Annotated in this window: 22 protein-coding genes; 5 read left to right on the forward strand and 17 right to left on the reverse strand. The window is 71.1% G+C overall.

Features of this window, described 5'->3' with window-relative positions:
• Positions 1 to 10: 10 nt before the first annotated feature.
• The 12 genes from nuoK to LR393_RS08310 form a co-directional block, all read right to left on the reverse strand.
• On the reverse strand, positions 11 to 310 hold the full coding sequence (gene nuoK / locus LR393_RS08255; RefSeq protein WP_231482882.1) for an NADH-quinone oxidoreductase subunit NuoK: 300 nt from the start codon (positions 308 to 310) through the stop codon (positions 11 to 13).
• Complete coding sequence (locus LR393_RS08260; protein WP_231482883.1) at positions 307 to 1,248, reverse strand: NADH-quinone oxidoreductase subunit J; 942 nt, start codon at positions 1,246 to 1,248, stop codon at positions 307 to 309. The genes nuoK and LR393_RS08260 overlap by 4 nt, the downstream gene beginning before the upstream one ends.
• Positions 1,245 to 1,889, reverse strand: coding sequence for an NADH-quinone oxidoreductase subunit NuoI (gene nuoI, locus LR393_RS08265; RefSeq protein WP_231482884.1), 645 nt, complete (start codon positions 1,887 to 1,889; stop codon positions 1,245 to 1,247). Before nuoI ends, LR393_RS08260 begins: the two co-directional genes overlap by 4 nt.
• Positions 1,882 to 3,207, reverse strand: a complete 1,326-nt coding sequence (nuoH, locus tag LR393_RS08270) for an NADH-quinone oxidoreductase subunit NuoH (RefSeq protein ID WP_231482885.1) — start codon at positions 3,205 to 3,207, stop codon at positions 1,882 to 1,884. Before nuoH ends, nuoI begins: the two co-directional genes overlap by 8 nt.
• Positions 3,208 to 3,209: 2 nt before the next feature.
• A complete protein-coding gene (locus LR393_RS08275; RefSeq protein ID WP_231482886.1) occupies positions 3,210 to 5,834 on the reverse strand; it encodes an NADH-quinone oxidoreductase subunit G in 2,625 nt (874 codons plus the stop codon).
• Positions 5,834 to 7,156 (reverse strand): NADH-quinone oxidoreductase subunit NuoF, encoded by a 1,323-nt coding sequence (gene nuoF / locus LR393_RS08280; protein WP_231482887.1) that lies wholly within the window; start codon positions 7,154 to 7,156, stop codon positions 5,834 to 5,836. The genes LR393_RS08275 and nuoF overlap by 1 nt, the downstream gene beginning before the upstream one ends.
• 7 nt (positions 7,157 to 7,163) lie before the next feature.
• Positions 7,164 to 8,060 (reverse strand): NADH-quinone oxidoreductase subunit NuoE, encoded by an 897-nt coding sequence (gene nuoE / locus LR393_RS08285; protein WP_231482888.1) that lies wholly within the window; start codon positions 8,058 to 8,060, stop codon positions 7,164 to 7,166.
• Positions 8,060 to 9,412 carry an NADH-quinone oxidoreductase subunit D gene (locus LR393_RS08290; RefSeq protein WP_231482889.1) on the reverse strand — a complete coding sequence of 451 codons (1,353 nt, stop codon included), beginning with the start codon at positions 9,410 to 9,412 and terminating at the stop codon, positions 8,060 to 8,062. The genes nuoE and LR393_RS08290 overlap by 1 nt, the downstream gene beginning before the upstream one ends.
• Positions 9,412 to 10,131 carry an NADH-quinone oxidoreductase subunit C gene (locus tag LR393_RS08295; RefSeq protein ID WP_231482890.1) on the reverse strand — a complete coding sequence of 240 codons (720 nt, stop codon included), beginning with the start codon at positions 10,129 to 10,131 and terminating at the stop codon, positions 9,412 to 9,414. Before LR393_RS08295 ends, LR393_RS08290 begins: the two co-directional genes overlap by 1 nt.
• Positions 10,128 to 10,682 carry a NuoB/complex I 20 kDa subunit family protein gene (locus LR393_RS08300; protein ID WP_231482891.1) on the reverse strand — a complete coding sequence of 185 codons (555 nt, stop codon included), beginning with the start codon at positions 10,680 to 10,682 and terminating at the stop codon, positions 10,128 to 10,130. Before LR393_RS08300 ends, LR393_RS08295 begins: the two co-directional genes overlap by 4 nt.
• Before the next feature lie 47 nt (positions 10,683 to 10,729).
• Positions 10,730 to 11,089: an NADH-quinone oxidoreductase subunit A gene (locus tag LR393_RS08305; RefSeq protein ID WP_231482892.1), complete on the reverse strand. Its 360-nt coding sequence runs from the start codon at positions 11,087 to 11,089 to the stop codon at positions 10,730 to 10,732.
• A 1,680-nt stretch (positions 11,090 to 12,769) separates the two neighbouring features.
• A complete protein-coding gene (locus LR393_RS08310) occupies positions 12,770 to 13,459 on the reverse strand; it encodes a demethylmenaquinone methyltransferase (protein ID WP_231482893.1) in 690 nt (229 codons plus the stop codon).
• 215 nt (positions 13,460 to 13,674) lie between these two features.
• Here LR393_RS08310 and LR393_RS08315 point away from each other — a divergent pair, with 215 nt between their 5' ends.
• The gene (locus tag LR393_RS08315; RefSeq protein WP_231482894.1) at positions 13,675 to 14,934 is read left to right on the forward strand and encodes an isochorismate synthase; all 1,260 of its coding nucleotides are present in this window, start codon (positions 13,675 to 13,677) and stop codon (positions 14,932 to 14,934) included.
• Here the strand turns inward: LR393_RS08315 and menD are convergent.
• Complete coding sequence (menD, locus tag LR393_RS08320; protein ID WP_231482895.1) at positions 14,924 to 16,597, reverse strand: 2-succinyl-5-enolpyruvyl-6-hydroxy-3-cyclohexene-1-carboxylic-acid synthase; 1,674 nt, start codon at positions 16,595 to 16,597, stop codon at positions 14,924 to 14,926. The two genes, LR393_RS08315 and menD, sit on opposite strands and share 11 nt — an antisense overlap.
• Before the next feature lie 121 nt (positions 16,598 to 16,718).
• Positions 16,719 to 19,817: a GAP1-M domain-containing protein gene (locus tag LR393_RS08325; RefSeq protein WP_231482896.1), complete on the reverse strand. Its 3,099-nt coding sequence runs from the start codon at positions 19,815 to 19,817 to the stop codon at positions 16,719 to 16,721.
• A 98-nt stretch (positions 19,818 to 19,915) separates the two neighbouring features.
• On the opposite strand from LR393_RS08325, the gene LR393_RS08330 reads away from it, so the two are divergent.
• Positions 19,916 to 20,866, forward strand: coding sequence for a 1,4-dihydroxy-2-naphthoyl-CoA synthase (locus LR393_RS08330; RefSeq protein WP_231482897.1), 951 nt, complete (start codon positions 19,916 to 19,918; stop codon positions 20,864 to 20,866).
• 129 nt (positions 20,867 to 20,995) lie between these two features.
• On the forward strand, positions 20,996 to 21,370 hold the full coding sequence (locus LR393_RS08335) for a PLD nuclease N-terminal domain-containing protein (protein ID WP_231482898.1): 375 nt from the start codon (positions 20,996 to 20,998) through the stop codon (positions 21,368 to 21,370).
• A 49-nt stretch (positions 21,371 to 21,419) separates the two neighbouring features.
• Here LR393_RS08335 and LR393_RS08340 read toward each other — a convergent pair whose 3' ends face one another.
• Positions 21,420 to 21,599 carry a hypothetical protein gene (locus LR393_RS08340; RefSeq protein WP_231482899.1) on the reverse strand — a complete coding sequence of 60 codons (180 nt, stop codon included), beginning with the start codon at positions 21,597 to 21,599 and terminating at the stop codon, positions 21,420 to 21,422.
• Between the two features lie 53 nt (positions 21,600 to 21,652).
• Entirely contained in the window at positions 21,653 to 22,978 is a 1,326-nt protein-coding gene (locus LR393_RS08345) for a hypothetical protein (protein ID WP_231482900.1), read from the reverse strand.
• A 78-nt stretch (positions 22,979 to 23,056) separates the two neighbouring features.
• On the opposite strand from LR393_RS08345, the gene menE reads away from it, so the two are divergent.
• Both menE and LR393_RS08355 read left to right on the forward strand, forming a co-directional pair.
• Complete coding sequence (gene menE, locus LR393_RS08350; RefSeq protein ID WP_331282924.1) at positions 23,057 to 24,295, forward strand: o-succinylbenzoate--CoA ligase; 1,239 nt, start codon at positions 23,057 to 23,059, stop codon at positions 24,293 to 24,295.
• 2 nt (positions 24,296 to 24,297) lie between these two features.
• Positions 24,298 to 25,179: a 1,4-dihydroxy-2-naphthoate polyprenyltransferase gene (locus LR393_RS08355; protein ID WP_231482902.1), complete on the forward strand. Its 882-nt coding sequence runs from the start codon at positions 24,298 to 24,300 to the stop codon at positions 25,177 to 25,179.
• Between the two features lie 4 nt (positions 25,180 to 25,183).
• On the opposite strand, the gene LR393_RS08360 is transcribed toward LR393_RS08355, so the two are convergent.
• Positions 25,184 to 25,477, reverse strand: a complete 294-nt coding sequence (locus tag LR393_RS08360; protein ID WP_231482903.1) for a DUF4229 domain-containing protein — start codon at positions 25,475 to 25,477, stop codon at positions 25,184 to 25,186.
• Positions 25,478 to 25,756: the final 279 nt, after the last annotated feature.

Here is a 25,756-nt window from a genome sequence, read left to right on the forward strand (position 1 = left end):
GCCGTGCCTCTCAGTACTTCAGCAGGTTGGCGTCGTCGACCGACGCGGACCTGCGGGTGCGGAAGATGGTGAAGATGATCGCCAGTCCGACGACCACCTCGGCGGCCGCGACGAGCATCACGAACAGTGCGATCACCTGGCCATCGATGTTCCCGTTGATCCGGGAGAAGGTGACGAACGCCAGGTTGGCCGCGTTCAGCATGAGCTCGACGCCCATGAAGACCACGATCGCGTTCTTCCGGACCAGCACGGTCACGGCACCGATCGAGAACAGCAGCACCGACAGGTAGAGCCAGTGAATCTGGTTCATGACCGGTCCCCTTCGGTCTTGGTGGTCGCGGTCCTGGTGGTGGTCTCCAGGGTGGACGTGCTGGTCGCCCCGGTCTCGAACCCCGGGTTCCCGGGGCCCTTGAGGGGGTGGCCCTGCGCGTCCGCCTGGTTCTGGGCGTTCGGGCTGATCTCCGCCTCGATGATCGCCACGTCCTCGGCGACGGTGAGCACGGACTGGTTCTGCCCGCGGGCGACGAGCACCCGCGACACCGACAGCTCGGACGGGCTGCCGTCGGGCAGCAGGGCCGGGATGTCGACGGCGTTGTGCCGGGCGAAGACACCGGGCGAGGGCAGCGGGGCCTTGATCGCGCCCTCCCGGATGCGCTTGATCGCCAGGTCGCGCTGCGTCGCCTTCGGGGTGAGCCGCTCGCGGTGCGCCAGCACCATGGCGCCGAGCACCGCCGTGATCAGCAGGGCACTGGTGGCCTCGAAGGCCCAGACGTACTGACCGAAGATCATCTTGGCCATCGTCGTCATGTTGCCCTCGGCGTCGACGTTCTGCAGACCCTTGGCCCCGTCGTAGGTGGCCTGGCCGATCACCGTGATCATCAGGCCGGCCAGGCCGAGACCGAAGAGCAGGGCCAGCCAGCGCTGCCCCTTGATGGTCTCGACCAGCGAGTCCGAGGAGTCGACGCCGACCAGCATCATCATGAAGAGGAACAGCATCATCACGGCGCCGGCGTAGACGAAGATCTGCACCACCCCGAGGAACGGGGCCTGGAGCGCCAGGTAGACGATGCCGAGGCAGACCATCACCAGTGCCATGCACAGTGCGGCGTGAACCGCCTTGCGGCAGAACAGGAGTCCGAGCGCGGCGGGCACAGAGATGATCGCGATGACCCAGAACAGCCAGTTCTCACCGCTGCTGCCGTAGTCGGAGGCACCGGGTGAGGTAGCCAGCAGGAGCGCGGTGTTCACCGGTCGCCCCCCTTGACCGACTCGACCTTCCCGGCCTTCTCGTCCTCGCCGTGCCGCGCGTCCACCCATTCCTGCTGCTCGGACACCGACTGGGTGACCTTGCCCTGGTAGTAGTCCTGTTCGGTGGTGCCGGGCACCATCGGGTGCGGGGCCGGGATCATCCCGCCGAGCACCGGGGCCAGCAGGTCCTGCTTCTCGAAGATCAGGCCGGCCCGGGTGCTGCCCTTGAGCTGCTCGTACTCGTTCGTCATGGTCAGGGCCCGGGTCGGGCAGGCCTCGATGCACAGACCGCAGAGAATGCAGCGCAGGTAGTTGATCTGGTAGACGCGGCCGTAGCGCTCACCGGGTGAGAACCGGTCTTCCTCGGTGTTGTCCGCGCCCTCGACGAAGATGGCGTCGGCCGGGCAGGCCCAGGCGCACAGCTCGCAGCCGATGCACTTCTCCAGCCCGTCGGGGTGCCGGTTCAGCTGGTGACGCCCGTGGAAGCGGGGTGCGGTCGGGACCTTCTGCTCCGGGTACTGCTCGGTGACGACCTTCGTGAACATCGTCGCGAAGGTGACACCGAACCCGGCGATCGGGGCGAAGGCCGAGAGCCAGCCCCCACCGTCCGACGAGGTCTCGTTCGAATTGTGGTCAGCCACCGCGGACCTCCTCAAGTGCGGGTGTTGCGTCGGTGGGACTCGGAGCCTGCCCGTTGGTCCGGATCAGCCGCTGGCCGGGCATCGCCGGCACCGGGAAACCGCCCGCGAACGGGTCGACCGGGATCTCCGGGTCGGCCGGCTTCTCCTGCGGCGGCGTGCCTCGCAGGGCCTCGACCGCGGCCCAGATCAGGGCCAGCACCAGCACCACGCCACAAAGGATCATCACCCGGTCGCGACGGTCGATGCTGCCGAACTGGTCCATGGCCCGCACGACGGCGACGGCCATCGTCCAGAGCAGGGCGGCCGGGATGAGGATCTTCCAGCCGAAGCGCATGAACTGGTCGTAGCGCAGACGCGGCAGCGTGCCGCGCAGCCAGATGTACATGAACAGGAAGAGACAGGTCTTCAGCGCGAACCAGATCAGCGGCCAGTAGCCGGTGTTCGCGTCGTCCCAGAGCGAGATCGGCCACGGGGCCCGCCATCCGCCGAGGAACAGCGTGGTCGCCAGCATCGAGACGGTGACCATGTTGACGTACTCGGCCAGGAAGAACAGGGCGAACTTCAGCGAGCTGTACTCGGTGTGGAAACCACCGACCAGCTCACCCTCGGCCTCGGGCAGGTCGAACGGGGCCCGGTTGGTCTCGCCGACCATCGCGATCACGTAGATGACGAACGACGGCAGCAGCGGCAGGCACCACCAGATCGACTGCTGCGCCTCGACGATCGCCGAGGTGGACATCGAGCCGGAGTAGAGGAACACGCTGACCAGAGAGAGCCCCATCGCGATCTCGTAGGAGATCACCTGGGCCGAGGAGCGCAGACCACCCAGCAGCGGGTAGGTCGAGCCGGACGACCAGCCGGCCAGCACGATGCCGTAGACCCCGATCCCGGCCACGGCCAGGATGAACAGCACCGCGACGTTCATGTCGGTGAGCTGCAGCGGGGTATCGATGTCGGTGAACGGGATCCGGACCTCGGGACCGAACGGGATCACCGCGAACGAGGTGAAGCAGGCCGTGCAGGCGATCAGCGGTGCGATCACGAAGACGACCTTGTCGGCCGCCGCCGGGATGATGTCTTCCTTCAGCGCCAGTTTCACGCCGTCGGCGAGCGACTGGAGCAGGCCGAACGGTCCGTGACGGTTGGGGCCGGGACGCGACTGCATCCGGCCCACCACGCGGCGCTCGGCCCAGATCATCAGCAGCGTCGCGACGACGGCCACCGCGAACAGCAGCACGGCCTTCACCAGGACGACCCAGACGGTGTCCTCGGAGAAGTTCGCCGTCGGGTTCTCCGCGAGAAGCGCGGGCGTGAGCACGATCAGGCTCCCATCAGCTGGTCACCGGCGAGCCGCACCGAGACCGCGTCACCGTTGCCGGCCGCCAGCTTCGAGCGGACCGGGCTGCCCGGGGAATTGCTGGGCAGCCAGACGACGCCGTCGGGCATCGGGGTGAGGGCGAGCGGCAAGGTGATCTCCCCACGGTCGTTGAACACCGTCACGTTGCTCGAGATCCCTTTCTGCACGCCCAGTTGCGCGGCGGTGGCCGGGGACATCCGGGCGACCGCGCGGTGCGCGGTGCCCGCCAGGTACGGCTCGCCGTCCTGCAGCCGGCCCCGGTCGAGCAGCATCGACCAGGTCGAGAGCACGGTGGTTCCGGCCACCGGCACGGTGTGGTGTTCGGGCCGGTCCGCCTTCGCGCCCTCCCAGCGGCCCAGGGAGGCCAGCTCGGCGGTGCCGGACAGCTCGCCGCGCAGCCCGATCCAGACCCCGACCTCGGAGGCCAGGGAGTCGAGCACCTCGCCGTCGCTGAGGGCGTCGGAGGTGAGGGCCTGCGGGAACTCCCGGTGCCGGCCCTCCCAGTTCAGGTACGTGCCGCCCTTCTCGGCGGGCGGGGCGACCGGCAGCACGACATCGGCGTAGGCCGTCACCGCGCTGGCCCGGACCTCGAGGCTGACCACGAACGACGCGGTCTCCAGGGCGGCCCGCGCGGCGGCCGGGTCGGGCATGTCGTCGGGGTCGACACCACCGACGAGCAGACCGGCCAGGACGCCGGCGGCGGCGGCGTCGACGATCCGGGTGGCGTCGCGACCGGGCTGGGAGGGAAGGCTCTCCACGTCCCAGGCCGCGGCCATGTCGACGCGGGCGGCCGGGTCGGAGACCGGGCGGCCACCGGGCAGCAGACCGGGCAGGGCGCCGGCCTCGACCGCGCCCCGCTCCCCGGCCCGGCGCGGCACCCAGGCCAGCCGGGCGCCGGAGCTCGCGGCCAGGGCCAGAGCGGCCTGGTAAGCACCGGGCGACTCGGTCAGGCGCGGGCCGAGCAGGATGATCGAACCGGGCTCGGCGACCGCCTCGGCGGCGGCCGCGCTACCCAGCGCGGTGGCCTCCTGACCGGGAACGGTCTGGAGCAGCGAGCCGGACAATTTGATCAGGCCACGGCTGGCCCAGGGGGCGATCGAGTAGACCTTCTTGCTGCCCTTCAGCACCGACTTGCGCAGCCGCAGGAAGACGCTGGCCGCCTCCTCCTCCGCCTCCAGACCGGCGAGCAGCACCGACGGTGCGGCCTCCAGCGCGGCGTAGGTGACGCCCAGGCCGGTACCGGCCACGGCGTGGCTGAGGAAGGCCTCCTCCTCGGCCGAGTGGGCCCGCGAACGGAAGTCGATGTCGTTGGTGCGCAACACCACTCGCGCGAACTTGGCGTAGGCGTAGGCGTCACCGACGGTGAGACGGCCGCCGGGCAGCACGCCCACTCCCCCGGCTTCGCGGGCCTTGAGCAGGCCCTTCGCCGCCACCTCGAGCGCGTACGGCCAGCTCACCGGCTCCAGCTCGCCGGTCTCCGGGTCACGCACCAGCGGGTGGGTGAGACGGTCGGCACCGGTGGACCAGGTGAAGGCCCAGCGACCCTTGTCGCAGTTCCACTCCTCGTTCACCGCACTGTCTTCAGCCGCCAGGCGCCGCGCGACCTTGCCGCGACGGTGGTCGACGCGCAGCGCGCAGCCCCCGGCGCAGTGCTCGCACACACCCTTGCTCGACACCAGGTCGAACGGGCGGGCGCGGAACCGGTACGCGGCACCGGTCAGCGCGCCGACCGGGCAGATCTGGATGGTGTTGCCGGAGAAGTAGCTGGCGAACGGCTGGCCCGACTCGTCGAGCATGGCCTCGCCGCGGGTGGCGATGCCGTCGGCCGCGTAGGTGCCGGTGACGTGATCGTGCGAGGCGCCGCGGGACTCGTCCTTCGTGGATCCCTGGGTCTGGGACTCCACGGTGGGCTCAAGTTCCTCGCTGGTGCGAACGACGGGATAGGGCAGGTCGACGTGGAAATCGAGGACGCCCGGCGAGAAGGTGCCGATCTGCTGGTGCGCGCCGCGCATCTGCAGGTCGATGAACGGGTCGCCGGCGATCTCCTTGGAGAATCGCGTGCAGCGCTGGCAGAGGATGCAGCGTTCCCGGTCGAGCAGTACCTGGGTGGAGATCCGGATCGGCTTGGGGAAGGTGCGCTTCACCTCGGTGAAGCGGCTCTCGCCCTGGCCGTTCGCGAGAGCCTGGTTCTGCAGCGGGCACTCGCCGCCCTTGTCGCAGACCGGGCAGTCCAGCGGGTGGTTGATGAGCAGCAGCTCCATCACCCCGCGCTGCGCCTTCTCCGAGACCGGCGAGGTCAGCTGGGTCTTGACCACCATCCCGGGGGTGGCCGTCATGGTGCAGGAGGCCTGCGGCTTGGGCATCGGCCGCACGTTGCCTTCCCGGTCGGGCATGGCGACCTCGACCAGGCACTGCCGGCAGGCGCCGGCCGGGGCCAGGAGCGGGTGGTCGCAGAACCGCGGGATGGCGATGCCCAGTTCCTCGGCGGCGCGGATCAGCAGGGTGCCCTTGGGCACACTGACCTCGATGCCGTCGATGGTCAGCGTGACCAGGTCCACGGCGGTCTTGGACGGTTCGGTGACGGTCATCAGGCGTTCACTCCAGCGAAGAGCGTGGACTTCACCGGGTCGAAGGGGCAGCCGCCCTCGTCCAGGTGGCGCAGGTACTCGTCCCGGAAATGCTGGACGGACGAGCTGATCGGGCTGGTCGCGCCGTCACCGAGGGCACAGAACGAGCGGCCCAGGATGTTGTCGCAGATGTCCAGCAGACGGTCCAGGTCGGACGGCTGGCCCTGGCCGTTCTCCAGCTGGCGCAGCACCTGCACCAGCCAGTACGTGCCCTCGCGGCACGGGGTGCACTTGCCGCAGGACTCGTGCGCGTAGAACTCGGTCCAGCGCAGCACGGCCCGCACCACGCAGACCGTCTCGTCGAAGATCTGCAGCGCCCGGGTGCCGAGCATCGAGCCGGCCGCGCCGGTCGACTCGAAGTCCAGCGGCACGTCGAGGTGCTCGGCCGTGAACATCGGGGTGGAGGAACCGCCCGGCGTCCAGAACTTCAGCTCGTGGCCCTCGCGCATGCCGCCGGCCATGTCGATCAGCTCGCGCAGCGTGATCCCCAGCGGGGCCTCGTACTGACCGGGCCGTTTCACGTGCCCGGAGAGCGAGAAGAAGCCGAAACCGGCGCTCTTGGCGGTGCCCAGGCCGGAGAACCAGCTCGAGCCGTTGTCGATGACGCTCGGCACGCTGGCGATGGACTCGACGTTGTTGACCACGGTGGGCCGGGCGTACAGACCCGCGACCGCCGGGAACGGCGGCTTCAGGCGAGGCTGGCCGCGCCGTCCCTCGAGGGAGTCGAGCAGAGCCGTCTCCTCGCCGCAGATGTAGGCACCGGCGCCGGCGTGCACCACGATGTCGATGTTCTGCCCGGAGCCCAGCACGTTCTCGCCGAGATAACCCGCGGCGCGGGCCTCCTCGACGGCCTGCAGCAGGCGCCGGTAGACGTGCACGACCTCGCCGCGCAGGTAGATGAACGCGCGCTCGGCGCGGATCGCGTGGCAGGTGATGATCGCGCCCTCGATCAGGTACTGGGGCGTCGCCATCATCAGCGGAATGTCTTTACAGGTGCCTGGTTCCGACTCGTCGGCGTTGATCACCAGGTAGCGCGGGTTGCCGTCGGGCTTGGGCAGGAAGCTCCACTTGAGCCCGGTCGGGAAGCCGGCGCCGCCCCGGCCGCGCAGGCCGGAGTCCTTCACCGCGCCGACGACGTCTTCCGGGGTCATGGCCAGCGCCTTGCGCAGGGCCTGGTAGCCGCCGTTGCGCTCGTAGCTCTCCAGGGTCCAGGACTCGGCCTCGTTCCAGTGCTTCGACAGCACAGGGGTGAGAGTGACCGGCTCACGTACTGTTTCAGTCATCGGAACCTCAGCCCTTCGTCTCGGTGCCGGTACCCGGATCGGCTTCGCCCTGCGTCGCCTCGGCCGGGGACTTGCCCGCCTGGGTGCCCGCGCGGTTCTTCGTGCGCGGGTCGACCGCGGGGGCGTCGGAGCCACTGGTCTTGGCCGCACGGTCCTTGACGTCCGCCGCCGCGGAAGCGGTGGCCGCCGGAGTCGTCGTGGTGGACGTCCCGGATGGGGTCTTTTCGGCCGACGGGCCCCCGGTACCCGCGGGACCAGGTGCCTCCCAGCCCTTCTCGGCCGCCAGCAGGGTACCCCGCAGGGAAGCCTCACCGGCCCCGATGCCCTCGTTCGCGCGGCCGTCGTTGAAGCCGGCCAGCACGTGCGAGACCTCTTTGAAGGTCGGCACCTGGTTCGGCCCCCGCGTGGGGGCCACCGGCTCACCGGCGCGCAGCCGGTCGCAGATCCCGCGGGCCGACGACGGCGTCTGGTTGTCGAAGAACTCCCAGTTCACCATCACCACCGGGGCGAAGTCACAGGCCGCGTTGCACTCGAGGCGCTCGAGGGTGATCTTGCCGTCCTCGGTGGTCTCGTCGTGGCCGACGCCGAGGTGATCCTCGAGCGAGTCGAAGATCGCGTCGCCACCCATCACCGCGCACAGCGTGTTGGTGCAGACCCCGACCGTGTACTCACCGTTGGGGTGCCGCTTGTACTGCGTGTAGAAGGTCGCGACCGCGGAGACCTCGGCCGTGCTGAGCCCGAGAAGCTCGGCGCACAGCGCGATCCCGTCCGGGCTGACGTAGCCTTCCTCGCTCTGCACCAGGTGCAGCATGGGCAGCAGGGCCGAGCGCTGCTGCGGGTAGCGGGCCATGATCTGCCCGGCCTCGGTGGAAAGCCGCTGGACGGCTTCTGCGGAGAGTGCCATCAGCGGTCGACCCCACCCATCACCGGGTCGATCGACGCCACGGCCACGATCACGTCGGCCATCTGCCCGCCCTCGCTCATTGCCGCCATCGCCTGCAGGTTGTGGAACGACGGGTCACGGAAATGTGCCCGGTAGGGCCGGGTTCCGCCGTCCGAGACCAAGTGCACCGCCAGCTCACCGCGGGGCGACTCGACCGCCTGGTAGACCTGGCCGGCGGGGACCCGGAAGCCCTCGGTGACCAGCTTGAAGTGGTGGATCAGGGCCTCCATCGAGGTACCCATGATCTCCTTGATGTGGTCCAGGCTGTTGCCCATCCCGTCACCGCCGATGGCCAGCTGGGCCGGCCAGGCGATCTTCTTGTCCGCGATCATGACCGGGCCGGGACCCATCTCCTGCAACCGGTCCAGGGTCTGCTCGACGATCTTGAGCGACTCCTTCATCTCGTTGATCCGGATGCGAAGTCGCCCGTAGGCGTCGGAGGTGTCCCAGGTCTGCACGTCGAAGTCGTAAGTCTCGTAACCGCAGTACGGCTCGGCCTTGCGCAGGTCGTACGGGAAACCGGTGGAGCGCAGCACCGGCCCGGTGACGCCCAGTGCCATGCAGCCGGTCAGGTCGAGTACGCCGACGTCTTGCATCCGGGCCTTGACCAGCGGGTTCTCATTGCTGAGCTTCTCGATGTCGGAGATGCCCTTGCGCAGCAGCGGGATGTCCTCGCGGATCCGGTCGATCGCACCGGGCGGCAGGTCTTGTGCCAGGCCGCCGGGGCGGATGAACGCGTGGTTCATGCGCAAGCCGGTGATCAGCTCCAGGAGGTGCAGCACCACCTCGCGCTCCCGGAAACCGACCGTCATCACGGTCAGGGCACCGATCTCCATACCGCCGGTGGCCAGCGCGACCAGGTGCGAACTGACCCGGTTGAGCTCCATCAGCAGCACCCGGATCACGGTGGCGCGCTCCGGGATGTCATCGGTGATGCCGAGAAGCCTCTCGACCCCCAGGCAGTACGCGACCTCCTGGTACAGGGGGCTCAGGTAGTCCATGCGGGTCACGAAGGTCACGCCCTGGGTCCAGGACCGGAACTCCATGTTCTTCTCGATACCCGTGTGCAGGTACCCGATTCCGCAGCGGGCCTCGGTGACCGTCTCGCCGTCGAGCTCGAGGATGAGCCGGAGCACGCCGTGGGTGGACGGGTGCTGCGGGCCCATGTTGACGACGATGCGTTCCTCGCCGAGGTTCGTCGCCTCCTCGGCGATGTCGGCCCAGTCGCCACCGGCAGACGTGAAGACCTTGCCCTCGGCCGCCTTCTCGGCGGCGTCGGTCGAGTTGTCCGCGTCGATCGTGGATTCGGCCATCAGTTGTACGACCTCCTCGTGTCCGGCGGCGGAATGGTGGCGCCCTTGTACTCCACCGGGATTCCGCCGAGCGGATAGTCCTTGCGCTGGGGGTGGCCCGGCCAGTCGTCGGGCATCTGGATGCGCGTCAGTGCCGGGTGGCCGTCGAAGATCAGGCCGAAGAAGTCCCAGACCTCGCGCTCGTGCCAGTTGGCACTGGGGTAGACCTCGACGACCGACGGGATGTGCCGGTCGGAGTCGGGCGCCGAGACCTCGAGCCGCACCCGGCGGGTGTGAGTGATCGAGGTCAGGTGGTAAACGGCGCGCAGCTCCCGGCCCGTGTCGTCGGGGTAGTGCACACCGCTCACGCCGGAGAACAGCTCGAACCGCAGGTCCGGCTCGTCGCGCAGGGTTTTCGCGACCAGCAGGATGTGCTCGCGGTGGATGTGGAAGGTGATCTCACCCCGGTCGACCACCACCGAATCGATGGCCTGGGACGGGTCGGTGCCCGCCGCGGTCAGGGCCTCGGCCAGCAGGTCGGTGACCGTGTCGAACCAGCCGCCGTAAGGGCGGGGCGAGGGCGAGGGCAGCGCGACGCTGCGCACCAGTCCCCCGAAGCCCGAGGTGTCGCCCGGGCCGCGGTTGCCGAACATGCCGCGCCGGGTGGTGATCACGTCGGCCTCGACGGTGTGGACGGACAGTTCGCCGGGTTCGTCGATGCCGTCGGTCCCGCTGGTCATCGGAGCAGGCCCTTCATCTGGGAGGTCGGGATGGCCTTGAGCGCCGCCGCCTCGGCCGCGCGGGCCGCCTCTTCCCGGTTGACGCCCAGCGGCATGTTCTGGATCTGCTGGTGCAGCTCCAGGATCGCGTTGATCAGCATCTCCGGACGGGGCGGGCAACCGGGCAGGTAGATGTCGACCGGCACGATGTGGTCGACGCCCTGGACGATCGCGTAGTTGTTGAACATCCCGCCGGAGGAGGCGCAGACGCCCATCGACAGAACCCATTTCGGGTTGACCATCTGGTCGTAGACCTGGCGCACCACCGGGGCCATCTTCTGGCTCACCCGGCCCGCCACGATCATCAGGTCGGCCTGGCGCGGCGAGGCCCGGAAGACCTCCATGCCGAACCGGCCGAGGTCGTAGCGCGGTGCACCACTGGTCATCATCTCGATCGCGCAGCAGGCCAGGCCGAATGTCGCAGGCCAGAGCGAGGCCTTGCGCATGTAGCCGGCCAGCACCTCGACCGAGGTCAGCATGAAACCGCTGGGGAGTTTCTCTTCGATACCCATCTAGATTCCCTCTGTCCTGGTGGGTTTGGGCCTCGTGGGCCGGGGCCTCAGTCCCACTCCAGGCCGCCGCGGCGCCAGACGTAGGCGTAAGCGATGAACACGGTGATCACGAAGAGCACCATCTCGACCAGCGCGAAGACGCCGAGAGAGTCGAAGGCGACCGCGAACGGAAGAAGGAAGACGCTCTCGATGTCGAAGACGATGAACAGCATCGCCACCAGGTAGTACTTGATCGGGAACCGGCCACCGCCCGCAGCCGGCGGAGTGGGCTCGATGCCGCACTCGTAGGCCTCGAGCTTGGCCCGGTTGTAACGCTTGGGGCCGGTGAAGGCGCCGGCGGCCACGGAGAAGACGGCGAACCCACCACCGATGGCCATCAGAGCCAGGATCGGGACGTAGGGGTTCATGACAGCAGCCTTCCCGCACTTGTCACCATTGAACGGACCGGAACGACCCGGGCCGCGCCCATCCTAGGGGCCTGCACATTCACCACAGCCGCTGGGTACGCCGCGCCGTCGCGATTGCAGGAGATCCCCCCGGAAGGGCGGCAGAACCCGCTTGTGAAGTGATTCACGTGCCACAGCATACGACCAGAACAGAAGGCCATGGACTCGTGGGGTACCGCTTTGCCCAGCCGTTCATCCCGGCACTGACCTGGGGTTTTACGAACCCTTTAAGTACCGTAATTCATTTCTGAACATGGTTGCGGGGTAGCGTTTTTCGATACGTCGGCAAAATCCTCTGATTTAGGTTACAAAATTGGGAGCTAATTCAGGGGACCCGCGGCGGCCCCGGCGGGGGACTTTTGGCCTTGTTTTCGTCACCCGGTGTCACTCTGCTCCTGGCCCTTGTTCCAGGCGCCTCATATATTTCGACACAGCGTGACATTTCCGCTGACTGATTTGCTTGAGGTTTCAGCCAAAAAGTCGATGTGCGGGTTTAGACAGAACTACTACGACCGTTCACCGAACACTTTCAAATCTTACGGCCGGGGGCCTTGCTATTTCCAACGGTCCTTACCCAACCCGGCCCAAAGTCCCGAATCCCTGCCAACCACCCGCCGGGCGGGCGGGGGCCGATGAGGTGGGTGGCGGGAGGTCACAGTGTTTGAGGACGCAGGCCCTGGGTCCGTGGGCCGGTCGGGTCGCGAGGTTCAGGGTGAGGGAGGACGACGGAGCGGCTTGGGTTTCGGAGCGGCGCGCGGGCGTGGGCTGCCGGCAACCGGGAGGCGGGCCGGACGGCTTGGGTTCCGGGAAGTCACCCGGTTCCGGGGCAACCGCAAGTCCCAGCGCGGCTTGGGATCTGGGAAGTCACCCGGTTCTGTTCCGAGGCAACCGCAAGTTCCAGCGCGGCTTGGGATCCGGGAAGTCACCAGGTTCCGGGGCAACCGCAAGTTCCAGCGCGGCTTTGGGATCCGGGAAGTCACCCGGTTCTGTTCCGGGGCAAGCGCAAGTTCCAGCGCGGCTCGAGGCTCCCGAGCAGCTCCAGGTTCTGGAGCGGCTCGAGGTTCCCGGGACGGCTCCGGGTTCCGGGCGTCGGCGACGCAAGACCGCCCGGCACCGGGGACTTCAGATGGCTCGGGGCTTCGGGTGACTCGGAGACCGGCCACCCCGGCCACCCCGGCCACCCCGGCCACCTCGGCACCTCGGCACCTCGGCACCTCGGCACCTCGGCACCGGACCTACTCCGCCTGACGGGGGAAGTTCCGTGCGCTGTACCGGGTCAGATCTTCCCCAGTAACGATCAGGCCCCTGGGTCAGGCGAGCGCATGGGGTTCGGGAGCGGCTCGGTGCGGACACCAGGTGACTTCCGAGACCGGCCCCGCAGCCGAAACTGATGCGCTCCCGCGAACCGCGCACCCTCCACCGAGGACGCCAGGTGGCCCCACCGGGCCACCGTTCCCTCCACCATCCATCAGACAATCACCCGGCCGGGAGACACCCCCACCGCCCGGTGATCCTGATCAGCCCCCACCCGCCCCCAGCTCACCGAGGTGACCGGTGGGACTGGGGCTCGACGGCGTCCTCAGGCCCGAAAAGCTTGTGCTCCCGGCCCGAAGGGACGAGGGCACCGGCGCGACGGAGGGATCAGCGGTAGGCGCGGTGCAGGGCCACGATGCCACCGGAGAGGTTGCGGTGGCTGACCTTGTCCCAGCCGGCGCCGTACAGCTTGGCGGCCAGGCCACGCTGGTCGGGCCAGGCCCGGATGGACTCGGCCAGGTAGACGTAGGCGTCGGGGTTGGAGCTGACCACCTTGGCCACCTCGGGCAGGGCGCGCATCAGGTACTCGGTGTAGACGGTGCGCCAGGGGGCCCAGGTGGGGTGGGAGAACTCGCAGACCACGAGCTTTCCGCCGGGCTTGGTGACGCGGCGCATCTCGGCCAGGGCGGCGTCGACGTCGACCACGTTGCGCAGGCCGAAGCTGATGGTGACGGCGTCGAACGAGGCGTCGGCGAAGGGGAGCTTCGTGGCGTCACCGGCGACGAAGGGCAGGTCGGCGCGGCGGGTCTTGCCCACGCGCAGCATGCCCAGGCTGAAGTCGCAGGGCACGGTCTGCACCCCGGCGTCGGCGAAGGGCTCGCTCGAGGTACCGGTGCCGGCGGCCAGGTCGAGCACGGACTGGCCGGGACGCAGGTCGAGGGCCTGCGCGACCAGCTTCCGCCAGCGGACGTCCTGGCGCATCGCCAGCACGGTGTTCGTCAGGTCGTAGCGAGCGGCGACACCGTCGAACATGCTCGCCACCTCATGTGGCGTCTTCTCCAGACCAGCGCGGGACATGGTGTCGATGCTCCCACGGGCAGGCCCGGAGCGCTCCATCGCGCCCGTTCGGACCTCGTTCAGACCTGAGGTGCGCGAGTTCACAGTTGCCTGAGGCACGCAGGTGACAGGCGTGATCAACTGGGACGATGCCCGATACGCCGGGTTCGCGAGCACCCGGGAGGGTGGCCCCGGCAGTGAACGTCTGCCGATGCGCTCCTAATCTGGAAGCCATCATGACCATTGCTCCCGCCCTGGCTCCCCTGGTCGCCCGCACCGTGGCGATCTCCGACCCCGGTCCGCTCCTGTCCCTGCTCCCGCCCGGCCCCGGTCTGTCCTGGGTCCGCCGCGGGGAGGGCCTGGTCGGCTGGGGCGAGGCGATGCGGATCACCGGTGAGGGCGAGACCCGGTTCGGTTCGGTGGCCCGCACCTGGGCCGAGACGGCACGCCACGCGGTCGTGCGCGACGAGGTCCGGCTGCCCGGCACCGGTCCGGTGGCCTTCGGCTCGTTCGCCTTCTCGGCCGGCTCCCCGGCCGGTGGGGTGCTGATCGTGCCCGAGGTGGTGGTCGGTTTCCGGGGTGACACCTGGTGGCTGACCACGATCAGCGCCGACGGGGCGCTGCCGGCGCCGGTCGCGCTGACCTCCTACGAGCGTGAGCTGACCGCCCCGCAAGACACGCAGTTCGTGCCCGGCGCGCTCGACCCGCAGGAGTGGAAGGCCGCGGTCGCCGAGGCGATCGGCCGGATCGGGGCCGGTGAGGTGGAGAAGGTGGTGCTGGCGCGCGACGTGCTGGCCCACACCGTCGACGACGTCGACCCCCGCGACCTGCTGGCCCGGCTGGCCACCGGCTACCCGAACTGCTGGACCTTCAGCGTCGACGGCCTGATCGGCGCCACCCCGGAGATGCTGGTCAAGCTGGAACGCGGACTGGTGACCTCGCGGGTTCTGGCCGGCACGATCCGGCGCACCCAGAACGACGAGCAGGACCTGGCCCTGGCCGCCTCCCTGGCCCGCTCCAGCAAGGATCTGGAGGAGCACGAGTACGCCGTGCGCTCCGTGGCCGAGGCCCTGGCCCCGCACTGCACCACGACGAACGTGCCCGACTCCCCGTTCGTGCTGCACCTGCCCAACGTGATGCACCTGGCCACGGACGTGACCGGGGTGCTCGCCGACGGCGCCACCTCGCTCGACCTGGCCGCCGCGCTGCACCCCTCGGCCGCGGTCTGCGGCACGCCCACCCCGGCCGCCGCCAAACTGATCGAGTCGGTCGAGGGCATGGACCGCGGGCGGTACGCCGGGCCGGTCGGCTGGGTCGACGCGGCCGGCGACGGCGAGTGGGGCATCGCGCTGCGCTGCGCTGCACTCACCGACGAGAACCCGCGCCGGCTGCGGCTCTTCGCGGGCTGCGGGATCGTGGCGGGGTCCGACCCGGAGGCCGAGCTGGCCGAGTCCGAGGCCAAACTGCTGCCGATCCGGGGTGCCCTCAGCCGATAGCCCGGCGGAGCCTGTCCGTCAGCTCACGGTGCCGCGTGCGGTCGATCTCCACGTGCAGTAAAGAGATGCCGATGATGGACGAGGTAAGCCTCGCTTCCAGCTCGGTGGCGTCGGCGACCCTGGTGTAGGCCACTGCGTAGCCCCGGGCCAGGGCCTCCAGGTCGACCTGCTGGGGCGTGCCGAAAACCCTCTCGTAGTGACGGTTCTGGGCATCGCCGCGCTCGGCCCGGGCCCCGTGCTCGAGCGTGGCGAAGATGCCGCCGCCGTGGTCGTCCACCACCACGATCTGCAGGTCGGGCCGCGGCTCGCCGGGCCCCAGCAGCAACGCGTTGGCGTCGTGCAGGAAGGTCAGGTCGCCGAGCAGCAGCCGGGTGGTGCGGCCGGAGGCGAGCGCGGCCCCGATCGCCGTGGAGATCGTGCCGTCGATGCCCGCGAGGCCCCGGTTGGCCATCAGCTGGGCGCCGTGGGGGATCCGCGCCACCAGGTCGAGGTCGCGGATCGGGTTGCTGGAGCCGGAGAAGAGCAATTCGTCCGGTCCGGTGGCCCCGGCGATCTGCCGGGCGACGAGCTGGCCGGTGAGCCGCTCCTCGTCGTCGATCACCGCGCCGATCGCCTTCTCAGCCTCCTGGGCAGCGGAAAGCCATTCGCCGAGCCAGGTCTCGTCCTGCGCGGGGTGCCCGGCCACGGTCACGGCCGGGACGACGATCCGGGCCCGGCGGCCGGCGTCGCTCCAGTCGGGGCGGGGCGAGACGACGATGATCTCGACCGCGCTCGACGAGAGCAGCCGGGTGACCGGGCGGGACAGCGTCGGGCGGCCGAAAACGACGACCCGTTCGATTTTCTCGCCGAGCCGGGTGCCCAGCAGCAGGCGGTAGGGCGCGGCCGTGGTGGAGTCACGGACGCCCGAGGAGGGTTCGGCGAGCAGCGGCCAGCCGACGCGACGAGCCAGGTCGGCGGCTTCGGGGCCGGCGCCGTCACCGGCGAGAACGACCGTGCGGGGGCCGAGTTCGAGCGGGAACGGGACCGGTGGCGCGGGTTCGGGGATGACGGTGAGACCGGGGGCCGGCTCGTCGGTGAGGGGCTCGGGCCAGGGGCCGGGCTCGCCCTCGTCGGGGGTGAGGGGCTCGGCGAAGCCGATGTTGAGCTGGACCGGGCCGGGGGTGTGGCCGAGCCGGCCCCGGGCGGCGGCCACGGCCCGGGAGGCGACGTTACGCCAGCCCGCGACCTGCCCGGCCCGGTGCCCGGTGGGGGCGGGGATCTCGCCGAACCAGCGCACGGCCGAGCCGAAGAGCTTGACCTGGTCGGTCGTCTGGCTGGCCCCGGTGCCCCGTAGTTCGTGCGGCCGGTCGGCGGAGAGCACCAGCAGGGGCACCCCGGCGTGGGCCGCCTCCAGCACCGCGGGGTGCAGGTTGGCCACGGCGGTGCCGGAGGTGGTGACCACGGCGGCCGGGACCCCGCCGCCCCGGGCCAGACCCAGCGCCAGGAAGGCGGCCGTGCGCTCGTCGATGCGCACGTGCAGATCAAGCACCCCGGCGTCGGCGGCCTCGGCCAGGGCGTAGGCCAGCGGGGCGGAGCGACTGCCCGGGCAGAGCACGACATGCCGCACGCCGAGACGGGCGAGGGAGTCGACCAGGACGGTGGCCAGGGCGGTCGAGGGGTTCACCGGGCAATCACGGATTCATGGTCCCAGGTGCCACAGCTCCGGCACCTCGGGCCTCGGTCGGGTTCTTGATCGACGGGGAGGTTTTGCACGATCACGACCTGGGTGGCTCGTTGATCGTGTTCTACGGGCGGCGCTTCCCGGTTCTCAGCCATTCCAGCCAGGGCGGCCGGTTCACCGCGCGCTCGGCTCCCCGCGGCCGGCGCAGCGGGGGCGGGGGCGGCGAGTCGGTGTCGGCACCCGGGGTGTCGTGGTCGTAGGGACGGTCGTCCGGGGTCAGGCCGTGCGGGGGTGTGGCCCGGAAAGGCAGCTCGGGCAGCCGGATCGGGCCGGTCGAGAGGTAGCCGCCCAGGGCCGAGCGGGCCGCCCGCAGCCGGAAGCGCAGGTCCCGGTCGGACTCCCCCGCCGTCACCACCCGGCTGCTGGTCACCTCGGGCTCGTCGTTGTGGAACGGGAACGGGTCGACGGCCGGCACGGCGCCGGGCAGGGCCTGCTCCCAGAACGTGCGCAGCGCGACCCGGTCGACGGGGCCCGGGGTGGAGCGCACCTCGGCCTCCGCCAGGGCGGCCAGGGACGCCGTCAGGCGGGTGGCGGCATCGGCGCCACGGGTCGGGGGCGAGGCGAAGGCGACCCCGGAGGCGGCCTCGTTCTCCGTCTCCACCAGCCGCCGCAGTACCGGGCCGACCGGCAGCGCGGACAGCCGGGGCACGTCGGAGCCGGTGGCCCGCAGAGCCTGCGGCGCGAGCTCGCCCGGGCGCAGCACGGCCCGGGTCGAGGCCATCACGACCTCGCCGGCCAGACGGTGCCGGTTCTGCCGGAGGATGCCCGCGACCAGGGGCAGCGCGGCGTCCAGACCGAGCGGCACCGCCTCGCGCCAGGCCCGGCCGACCGGCACCACGGGCAGACGCGAGCGCAGCTCGGTGTCGCGCTGGGCGGGTTCGGCGGCGATCGCGACGGCGAAGGCGGCGACGGTGACCCGCGGCGCGATCAGGCGGCGCTGTCCGGGATCCAGGCCGGGCCAGGCCCGGTCGGCGAACATCAGCAGTTCGGCGGCGCGGCGGTGCAGCCCGTCGTCCTGTTCCTGCCAGCCCGGCCCGGTGACGGCCAGCAGGTTGAGCAGCTGGGCCTGGGCGTCGCTGACGCCCGTGCGGCGCGGTCGCTCCCGGCCGTCCTGGTCGCGGCGGGGCAGGAAGTCGACGCGTTTGAGCAGGGCCGCGGCCAGGCGGGCGCTGTCGGTGTCGTCCAGCCAGTCGGCCAGGTGCTGCAGGGCGACCGGCACCAGGTGGGGCATCAGCTTGGGCGAGGCCGGCTCGGCGATCTGCAGGAGCAGGGCGGCACTCCACGGCTCGCCCGCGGCCAGCCGGTCGAAGACGCCCGCGACCAGTGGTTCCGGGTCGGCCTGGGGGTTCGCGTCGACGGCCAGGCGCAGCAGGTGCCGCACCGCGGGCCCGCGCAGGCGGGGGTCACCGGTGATCCGGCCGGTCGCCGAGGCCACCGCCACCTCCAGCGCCACCCGGTCCGGACCCCGGCCGAGGTCGGCCGCGGCGAGTTCCTCGGGGCGCAGCCGGGCCAGCCGGTCGGCGTCCACCGCCGGGGCGACCAGGGCCAGGACCGGGGCCGGGAGCCGTTCCCCGGGGCGCCGGTCGGAGTGCAGCCAGCCGCCGGGCTCGTGCCCGGCCCCGGCCAGGTGCGGCACGATCCAGCGGGCCAGCGCGGCCTCGTCGAGCGACCCGGCCTGCTCGGCGATCCGGACGCCCAGGGCGCCGTCCTCGGTGAGCAGGCGCGCGGCGCGGTCGGCCAGCAGTTCCAGCCCGGCCGCGGCGAGATCCGGCCCGTGCACGAGTCGCGCGGCGCGATGGGCGAAGTCGATGGCGCGCAGCAGCAGCACGCCGTGCCGGACGCCGGCCTCGCCCTCGCCGGCCGGGCGGGCCAGCCGGTCAGTCAGCTTGGCCAGCGGCGAGCGCAGCCGGGTGGCCAGGCCCGGGTCGAAACGGATGGTCGCGGGCAGCGGCGGCGGGTGCTGGAGGAACCAGTCGTCGTCGTCGAGGGCGAGGTAGAGGTAGCTCTCGAAGGCCGCCTGCACCAGGGCGGGGCGCGGTGGGTCGGCCTCGCGGGCCGAGACCAGCCGGTCCCAGGCCTGGGCGGCGTTGTCGACCGTGGCCGCGACCAGCGAGGCCAGCGCGGCGGCGAGATCGTCGGACAGCTGCAGGCCGGTCGGGGTGTCGCGCAGGATGATGCGGGTGGCCGTGGGCAGGGCCAGCGGCAGCCCCGGGGTGAGCGCGACGGCGGCGGCGAGGAACCAGGCGGCGTTGGTGAAGTCCTGGCCCGGCCATCCGTGACCGCGGGGCCCCGAGGGTGGGGTGGTCATCGCGATCTCGTCGATGCGGCGCAGACATCGCTCCAGCGCCCCGGGCTCCTCCCCGACCGCGTCGAGCGCCAGGCGGGACCAGTCGGTGACCCGCACGCGCTGACCCAGATGGGTACGGCGGTAGACCTGGTTGCCGGCGGCCACGACGGTGGCCTCCACGCGCGGGTCGACGATGACGACGGGCAGGTCGTCGCCGCGGGGCAGGGTGCGGGGCGAGTCCAGGTCGGCCTCGAGCACCACGCTGAGTACCGGTGTGCGCCAGCCCTCGGGGTCGTCCTCCTGCAACGCGGCCGAGATCAGGTCGCCCTCGCCCCCGGCCTCGGCGCTGGCGCGGGCCAGCACGTCGGTGAGCCGCTCGAAGGTGGAGAACGACAGCCGCATGCCCACCGAGGGCGGGACGAGGAAACTGACCAGGCCGATCCACCGGGCACCGGTGTCGATGCTGGGTGCGGCGAGCACCGCCGGAGGGCCACCGGCGGCGGCCGCCGCCACCGCGTCCATCAAGGTACCCAGGGCCCCGGGCCGGAACTGCGGGTCGGCCACGAAGTCGACCACCCGGCTGCGGTCGATCACCGGGCCGGGCCCGGCCGCCGGGCCGGACGCGAAGTCGCTGTCGAAGTCGCTGTCCAGGGCCTCGAGCGACTCCAGGGAGACCAGCGAGCCGAAGAGCTGCGCGTAGCGCACCACCGGGGCCACCGGAGGCTGCGCCCACTGCGGGGCCGCCCAGAGCTCGACCGGCCGGAGGAATCCGGGCACCGGGGAACGGCTCGCGGCGTCGGGGTCGACGAGGACATGGCTGTGGGAGCGGTGCTGGTAGTACCAGACCGCATCCTGCCCACGGAGGGTGAACCTCATCCGTGGTTCGCGGACCACTTCGTCACCACCCCCGCCCTGGGGCTCGCCATGCGGGGGCCGAGCCGGTGCGCGAAGCCGGTCGGCCTATTCTCGGTCGGGTGACGAGTTCCCACGATGCCGATCAGACCGTTTCCGAGATCTTCGATCCGCAGTCGTGGGAGTCCGTTCCCGAATACGACTTTACCGACATCACCTATCACAGATGTACCCGATCGGGTCCGGCCGGCCGGACGGTGCGTATCGCCTTCCACCGGCCCGAGGTCCGCAACGCCTTCCGCCCGCACACCGTGGACGAGCTCTACCAGGCCCTCGACCACGCCCGGCGCACCCCTGACGTGGGTACCGTGCTGCTCACCGGCAACGGCCCGAGCGCGAAGGACGGCGGCTGGGCCTTCTGCTCCGGCGGCGACCAGCGCATCCGCGGCCGCTCGGGGTACCAGTACGCGGAGGGCGAGACCGCCGAGACCGTGGACTCCGCCCGGACGAAGGTGGAGGGTGGCCGGCTGCACATCCTGGAGGTGCAGCGGCTGATCCGCACCATGCCCAAGGTGGTGATCGCCGTGGTGAACGGCTGGGCCGCCGGGGGCGGGCACAGCCTGCACGTGGTCTGCGACCTGACCATCGCCAGCCGTCAGCACGCGCGGTTCAAGCAGACGGACGCGGACGTCGGGTCTTTCGACGCCGGTTACGGATCCGCCTACCTGGCGAAGATGGTGGGTCAGAAGAACGCCCGGGAGATCTTCTTCCTGGGCCGGGCCTACGACGCCGAGACCATGCAGCGGATGGGCGCCGTCAACGAGGTGGCCGACCACGCCGAGCTGGAGAACGCGGCGCTGCGGATGGCCGCCGAGATCAACGGCAAGAGCCCGACCGCGCAGCGCATGCTGAAGTTCGCGTTCAACCTGACCGACGACGGGCTGATGGGTCAGCAGGTGTTCGCCGGTGAGGCGACGCGGCTGGCCTACATGACGGACGAGGCGGTCGAGGGGCGCGACTCGTTCCTCCAGAAGCGCGAACCCGACTGGAGCCCGTACCCCTACTACTACTGAATCTCCGGAACTGCGGCTCCCGTCGCGCTGCTCCCTGCGGATTCGGGACCTACTCTCAGCCTGAGCCCGGTCACAACGAGCGAAGAACGTGGCAGGCTTGGGGACACCGACAGAAGGGGGAGCGGAGTCGTGCTGCTGACCACCTTGCCCGCGCTGCTCTACATCGGCCTGATCGTGTATTCGGTGTTCGATGTGCTGCAGACGCCGCCCGACGAGCTGTACCGCCTGACCCGGGGCCAATGGGTTGCCGTGATCATCGTGGTACCGCTCTTCGGCGCCGTGCTCTGGCTGCTGGCTACCGGACCGCGGCGGGGCCGCCACGAGCACGCCCCGGGCCATCCCTCCGGCACCGGATGGGCCGCCGAGGGCATGACCCAGTACCCGGTCGGGCCCGACGACGACCCGGACTTCATCGCCGGTCTGGCCCGGGCGCAGCGCAAGCGCACCCTGACCCGGCCCGACGAGGAGTCCGAGAAGCCCGAGAAGGAAGACCCCGACAATTGAGGACGCGGTTGGGCACCCATGGGTGCCCAACCGCGTCCTCAATTATTGATCAGAGCAGTTCCCGGGCGATGATTTTCAGGTCGTCCAGGGCGTGCCGCCCCGGAGCCGGGATCGGCTGCACGCAGACGTGGTCGGCCCCGGCCTCGCGGTGCTGCCGCACACGCTCGAGCGCGTCGGGGCCCCAGCCGAACAGGCCGTCGATCAACCGGTCGCTGCCGCCGTTCTCCACGTCGGCCGGTTCGAAGCCCGGGTGTGCTCGGGCGTGGTCAGGTAGGGCAGACCCTAGAAGGGGACGATGTCGCGGTGCAGCACCCGGTGCCGCAGCGCGGCCCGGAACAGGTCGGCCGCGCCCGCGCGGGCCCGCAGCTGCCGGTCGAGCAGCGCCCCGGACTCCTCGACGAGCTCCATCCAGCGCAGCTCCCGCAGCACCGCGAAGAACAGCGCGCTGGTGTCGGACTCGCTCGGCGTGCGGCGCCCGGCCACCCGCCAGCCCGACTCGGTGATGACGGCCTGCACCAGGGTGCGGACGTCTTCCTCGCCGACCACGTCGCCCGGGGCGAGCACGGCCAGCACCACCTCCCAGGCCACGGCCAGGGCGGAGTGCTCGGGGCCGACCAGACCGGCGGCCACGGCCTGCCACAGCGTGCGCCCGTCGGCGAGCGCGGCCCGGCCGCTCGGGGTCAGGGTGAGACGGGAGGCGCGGCGCCGGCACAGGCCCAGGCGCTGGGCGGTCTCGCGCAGCACGAGCACCGGGTAGGCGTCGACCTCACGGTTGGCGGGGCCGATCAGCTCGTCGCGCCAGCCCAGTTCGTCGAGGGCGCGGGAGACCGTGCGCGGCGGCAGGTAGCCGGCCGCGGTCAGGGCCAGGCCGTCGCCGATCTCGGTGAGCAGCCAGTCGAGGGGGCGCAGCAGGGCCCGGGCGGGCGCGGCCATGCCCGGGTCGACGTTCTCGCGCAGGCTGGTCTCCAGCGGGGCGAGCAGGCCGCCGCGGGTGGTCGAGCGCGGGCCCCGGATCCAGTCGTCGAGGCGCTCGTCGAGGATCTGGTCGTAGAGCGCCTCACCGGACAGGTCCATGCGCGGCGACAGCAGCACGTTGAGGGTGATCTCGGCCTGGAGGTCCCGCCAGCCGCGGGTGCCGGGCTGGAGGTCGCCGACCGCGACGGCCAGTTCCAGCCGGTCGGCCACCGCCTCGCGGGCCTGCGCCTCGGCCGTGCCCATGATCGCGCCCCAGGTGAGCAGCTCGGTGTCGGGCGGCTCGATGCCCGAGCGCTGCATCGCCCGGCGCACCACGGTGCGGCCCCGGTCGGGAGCCTGGTCGCCGGTGAAGAGAATCTGACGCGTGGTGTCGCTGCGCGCGATACCGGCGTAGCGCTGCATGCCCAGGCCGTCGAGCAGCGCGGAGAGCGCCGTGGCGACCCGCCACCGGCCCTGACCGTCCGACATCCAGGCCCGGTTCAGTTCGTCCCAGCAGAATTGCTGGAGCCGCCACTGCGTCACCGATTCGGGGCCGTCACCCCCGGTCAGCGATTCCCAAGCCGCCCGAGCGTCCTCGGCCACCTCGGGTTCGGCGCGGCCGATAGCTGCCAGCGCCTGTTCCACGGAATGCACGAGCATCAGCCTGCCACTTACTGACCGTCTGGGGAACCTGCCGCGCTGGCCGAACCGCTCACCGCTTACGCTGGGGCGGTGACTCCCGGGCCTTCCACACGCACCCTCGAAACCCGGCTGACCTGCGCGGACGACCGAATTCTGGGGGTCCTGCCGACCCTTCGGGAGGCGCTTTCGGGCAGTGGACCCGCCCTTGCCCTCAGCGACGAAGTTCCGCAAAGTCACCTTAAATCCACGCAACGTCCCGATTCGGCACCCCCGGGCGTCCTGGATCTCGTCGAGGAACCGGTGCCGCTCGAGGGTCCCGACGACGACCCCGCCGACCCGACGGCCGTCTCCGTGCGCACGTCCGGTTCCACCGGCGTCCCCAAGCGGGTGTTGCTCTCCGCATCCGCCCTCTTCGCCTCCGCCTCGGCCACCCACGACCGGCTCGGCGGCGGGGGGCAGTGGCTGCTGGCCCTGCCCGCCCAGCACATCGCCGGTCTCCAGGTGCTGGTGCGCTCACTGGTCGCCGGCACCACGCCGGGGGTGATGGATCTCGGCGGCGGTTTCACCCCGGCGGGATTCACCGAGGCCACCGCCCGGCTGAGGGGCCGCCGGCTCTACACCTCGCTGGTGCCGACCCAGATCACCCGCATCCTCGACGACCCGGCGGCCACGCGGGCCCTGGGCCGTTACGACGCGGTCCTGGTCGGCGGCTCGGCCGTCGGCGAGACCCTGCTGGCCCGGGCCGCGGACGCCGGGGCCCGGCTGATCACCACCTACGGCATGAGCGAGACCGCGGGCGGCTGCGTCTACGACGGGGTGCCGCTCGACGGGGTCGAAATCACCCTGGACGAGGGCACCGGCCGGATCCGGATCAGTGGCCCGACCCTGGCCCGCGGCTACCTGGGCGCTCCCTTCCGCGAGGACGTGTTCGCCACCAGCGACCACGGTTCCTGGGCCGACGGCCGGCTGCGGATCGGCGGCCGGCTGGACGCGGTGATCATCAGCGGCGGGGTCAACATCGCCCCCGGCCCGGTGGAGGACGTGCTGCAACGCCTCCCCGGGGTGGCCGAGGCGGTGGTGGTCGGAGTGCCCGATCCGGAGTGGGGCCAGCGGGTGGGCGCGGCACTCGTGCTCACGCCCGGCGCTCAAGCCCCTACCCTTGCCGAGGTCCGGGCACGGGTCACGCACGAACTGTCCGCCCGGTCGGCGCCCCGGCAGCTGACGGTGCTGGAGCGCCTCCCCCTGCGCGGGCCGGGCAAGCCCGACCGCGCGGCGATCACGACGATCCTCTCGGGCACCCCCGCGCCCGGGTCTCCGGAAGGAAACTGAGCATGGCCACCACAGCCCAATGGGTCGAGGGCGCGCGGCTGCGCACCCTCCCGCTCGCGGTGGCCCCCGTGCTCATCGGTACCGGCGCGGCGATCGGCCAGGACCTCGGCTGGGGCGCGCTGGAGTTGTTCGAGGCCCTGCTGGCGCTGATCGTCTCGCTGGCCCTCCAGGTCGGCGTGAACTACGCCAACGACTACTCCGACGGTATCCGCGGCACCGACGACAACCGGGTCGGGCCGTTCCGGCTGACCGGGTCCCGCGCCGCCGCCCCCGGGCAGGTCAAGACGGCCGCGTTCGCCTGCTTCGGCCTCGCGGGCGTGGCCGGGCTGCTGCTCGTGGTGCTGGCCGGGCAGTACTGGATGCTCGCGATCGGCGTGATCTGCGTGCTCGCGGCCTGGTACTACACCGGCGGCAAGCACCCCTACGGCTACTCCGGCCTGGGCGAGGTCGCGGTCTTCGTGTTCTTCGGCCTGGTCGCGGTTCTCGGCACGATGTACACCCAGGTCGGCACCCTGTCGCCCTCCGGTGTCGCCGCGGCCGCGGGCATGGGCTCACTGGCCTGCGCGGTGCTGGTGGCGAACAACCTGCGCGACATCCCGACCGACTCGGTGACGGGCAAGAACACCCTGGCGGTGCGTCTCGGTGACGCCAGCACCCGGGTGCTGTACGTGTTCCTGGTCGCGACGCCGTTCGTGCTCACCGTGGTGATCGCGCCCTGGCACCCGTGGACCACGATCGCGCTGCTCGCGCTGCCGCTGGCCCGGGGGCCGGTGAACTGCGTGACCACCGGCGAGACGGGCCGCGGCCTGATCCCGGCGCTGAAGGACACGGGCCGGCTCGGTCTGGTCTGGGCGCTGCTGATCGCGGTCGGGCTGGCCCTCTAGCTTTTCAGGGCTGTTCGCCGCGCGCCCGGGCCGCCTCGTCCGCCTCGTCCTCGATCTCGGCGTCGGAGCGGTCCAGGCCCTCGTGCTTGGTGTCCAGCCGCCTCTGCGTGCGCTCGACGATGGCCTCGGTGAGCTGTTCGCGCGGTCGGCTCAGCAGCAGGTACGACAGCGCCAGCGAGATCCCGGCGGCCAGCGCGATCCAGACCACGCTCGGATCCATGAAGAGGTCGAGCACGATCAGGACGACCACGAAGATCGCCAGCCGCATGACGGTGTACTTGATCAGGGCCTGGTGCACCTCATCAGGGTAGTCGGCCCGATCGGCCGACCGGTACCGGCTCCAGGACTGCTCCAGACTTCAAGGCGTTCCCCTTCCCTGCCGAAGCAGAGCCATCAGCGTTCACCCGTCCGGGTGAGGAGTGCCGCAGGGGCCCGCTGAGGCAGATCCGGCGCCAGCAGGGGGACACCATGACGCTTCTCGGGGCCAACAGCGGCGAGCCGACGGGCCGCAACGACCTGACGGCGCTGCCCGCCGGCGGTTTCGGTGTCGACCGGCCCGATCGATCCGGGCGCCCCG

Origin of the sequence: Kineosporia mesophila, from assembly GCF_021129235.1 — a bacterium.
Classification (GTDB): domain Bacteria; phylum Actinomycetota; class Actinomycetes; order Actinomycetales; family Kineosporiaceae; genus Kineosporia; species Kineosporia mesophila.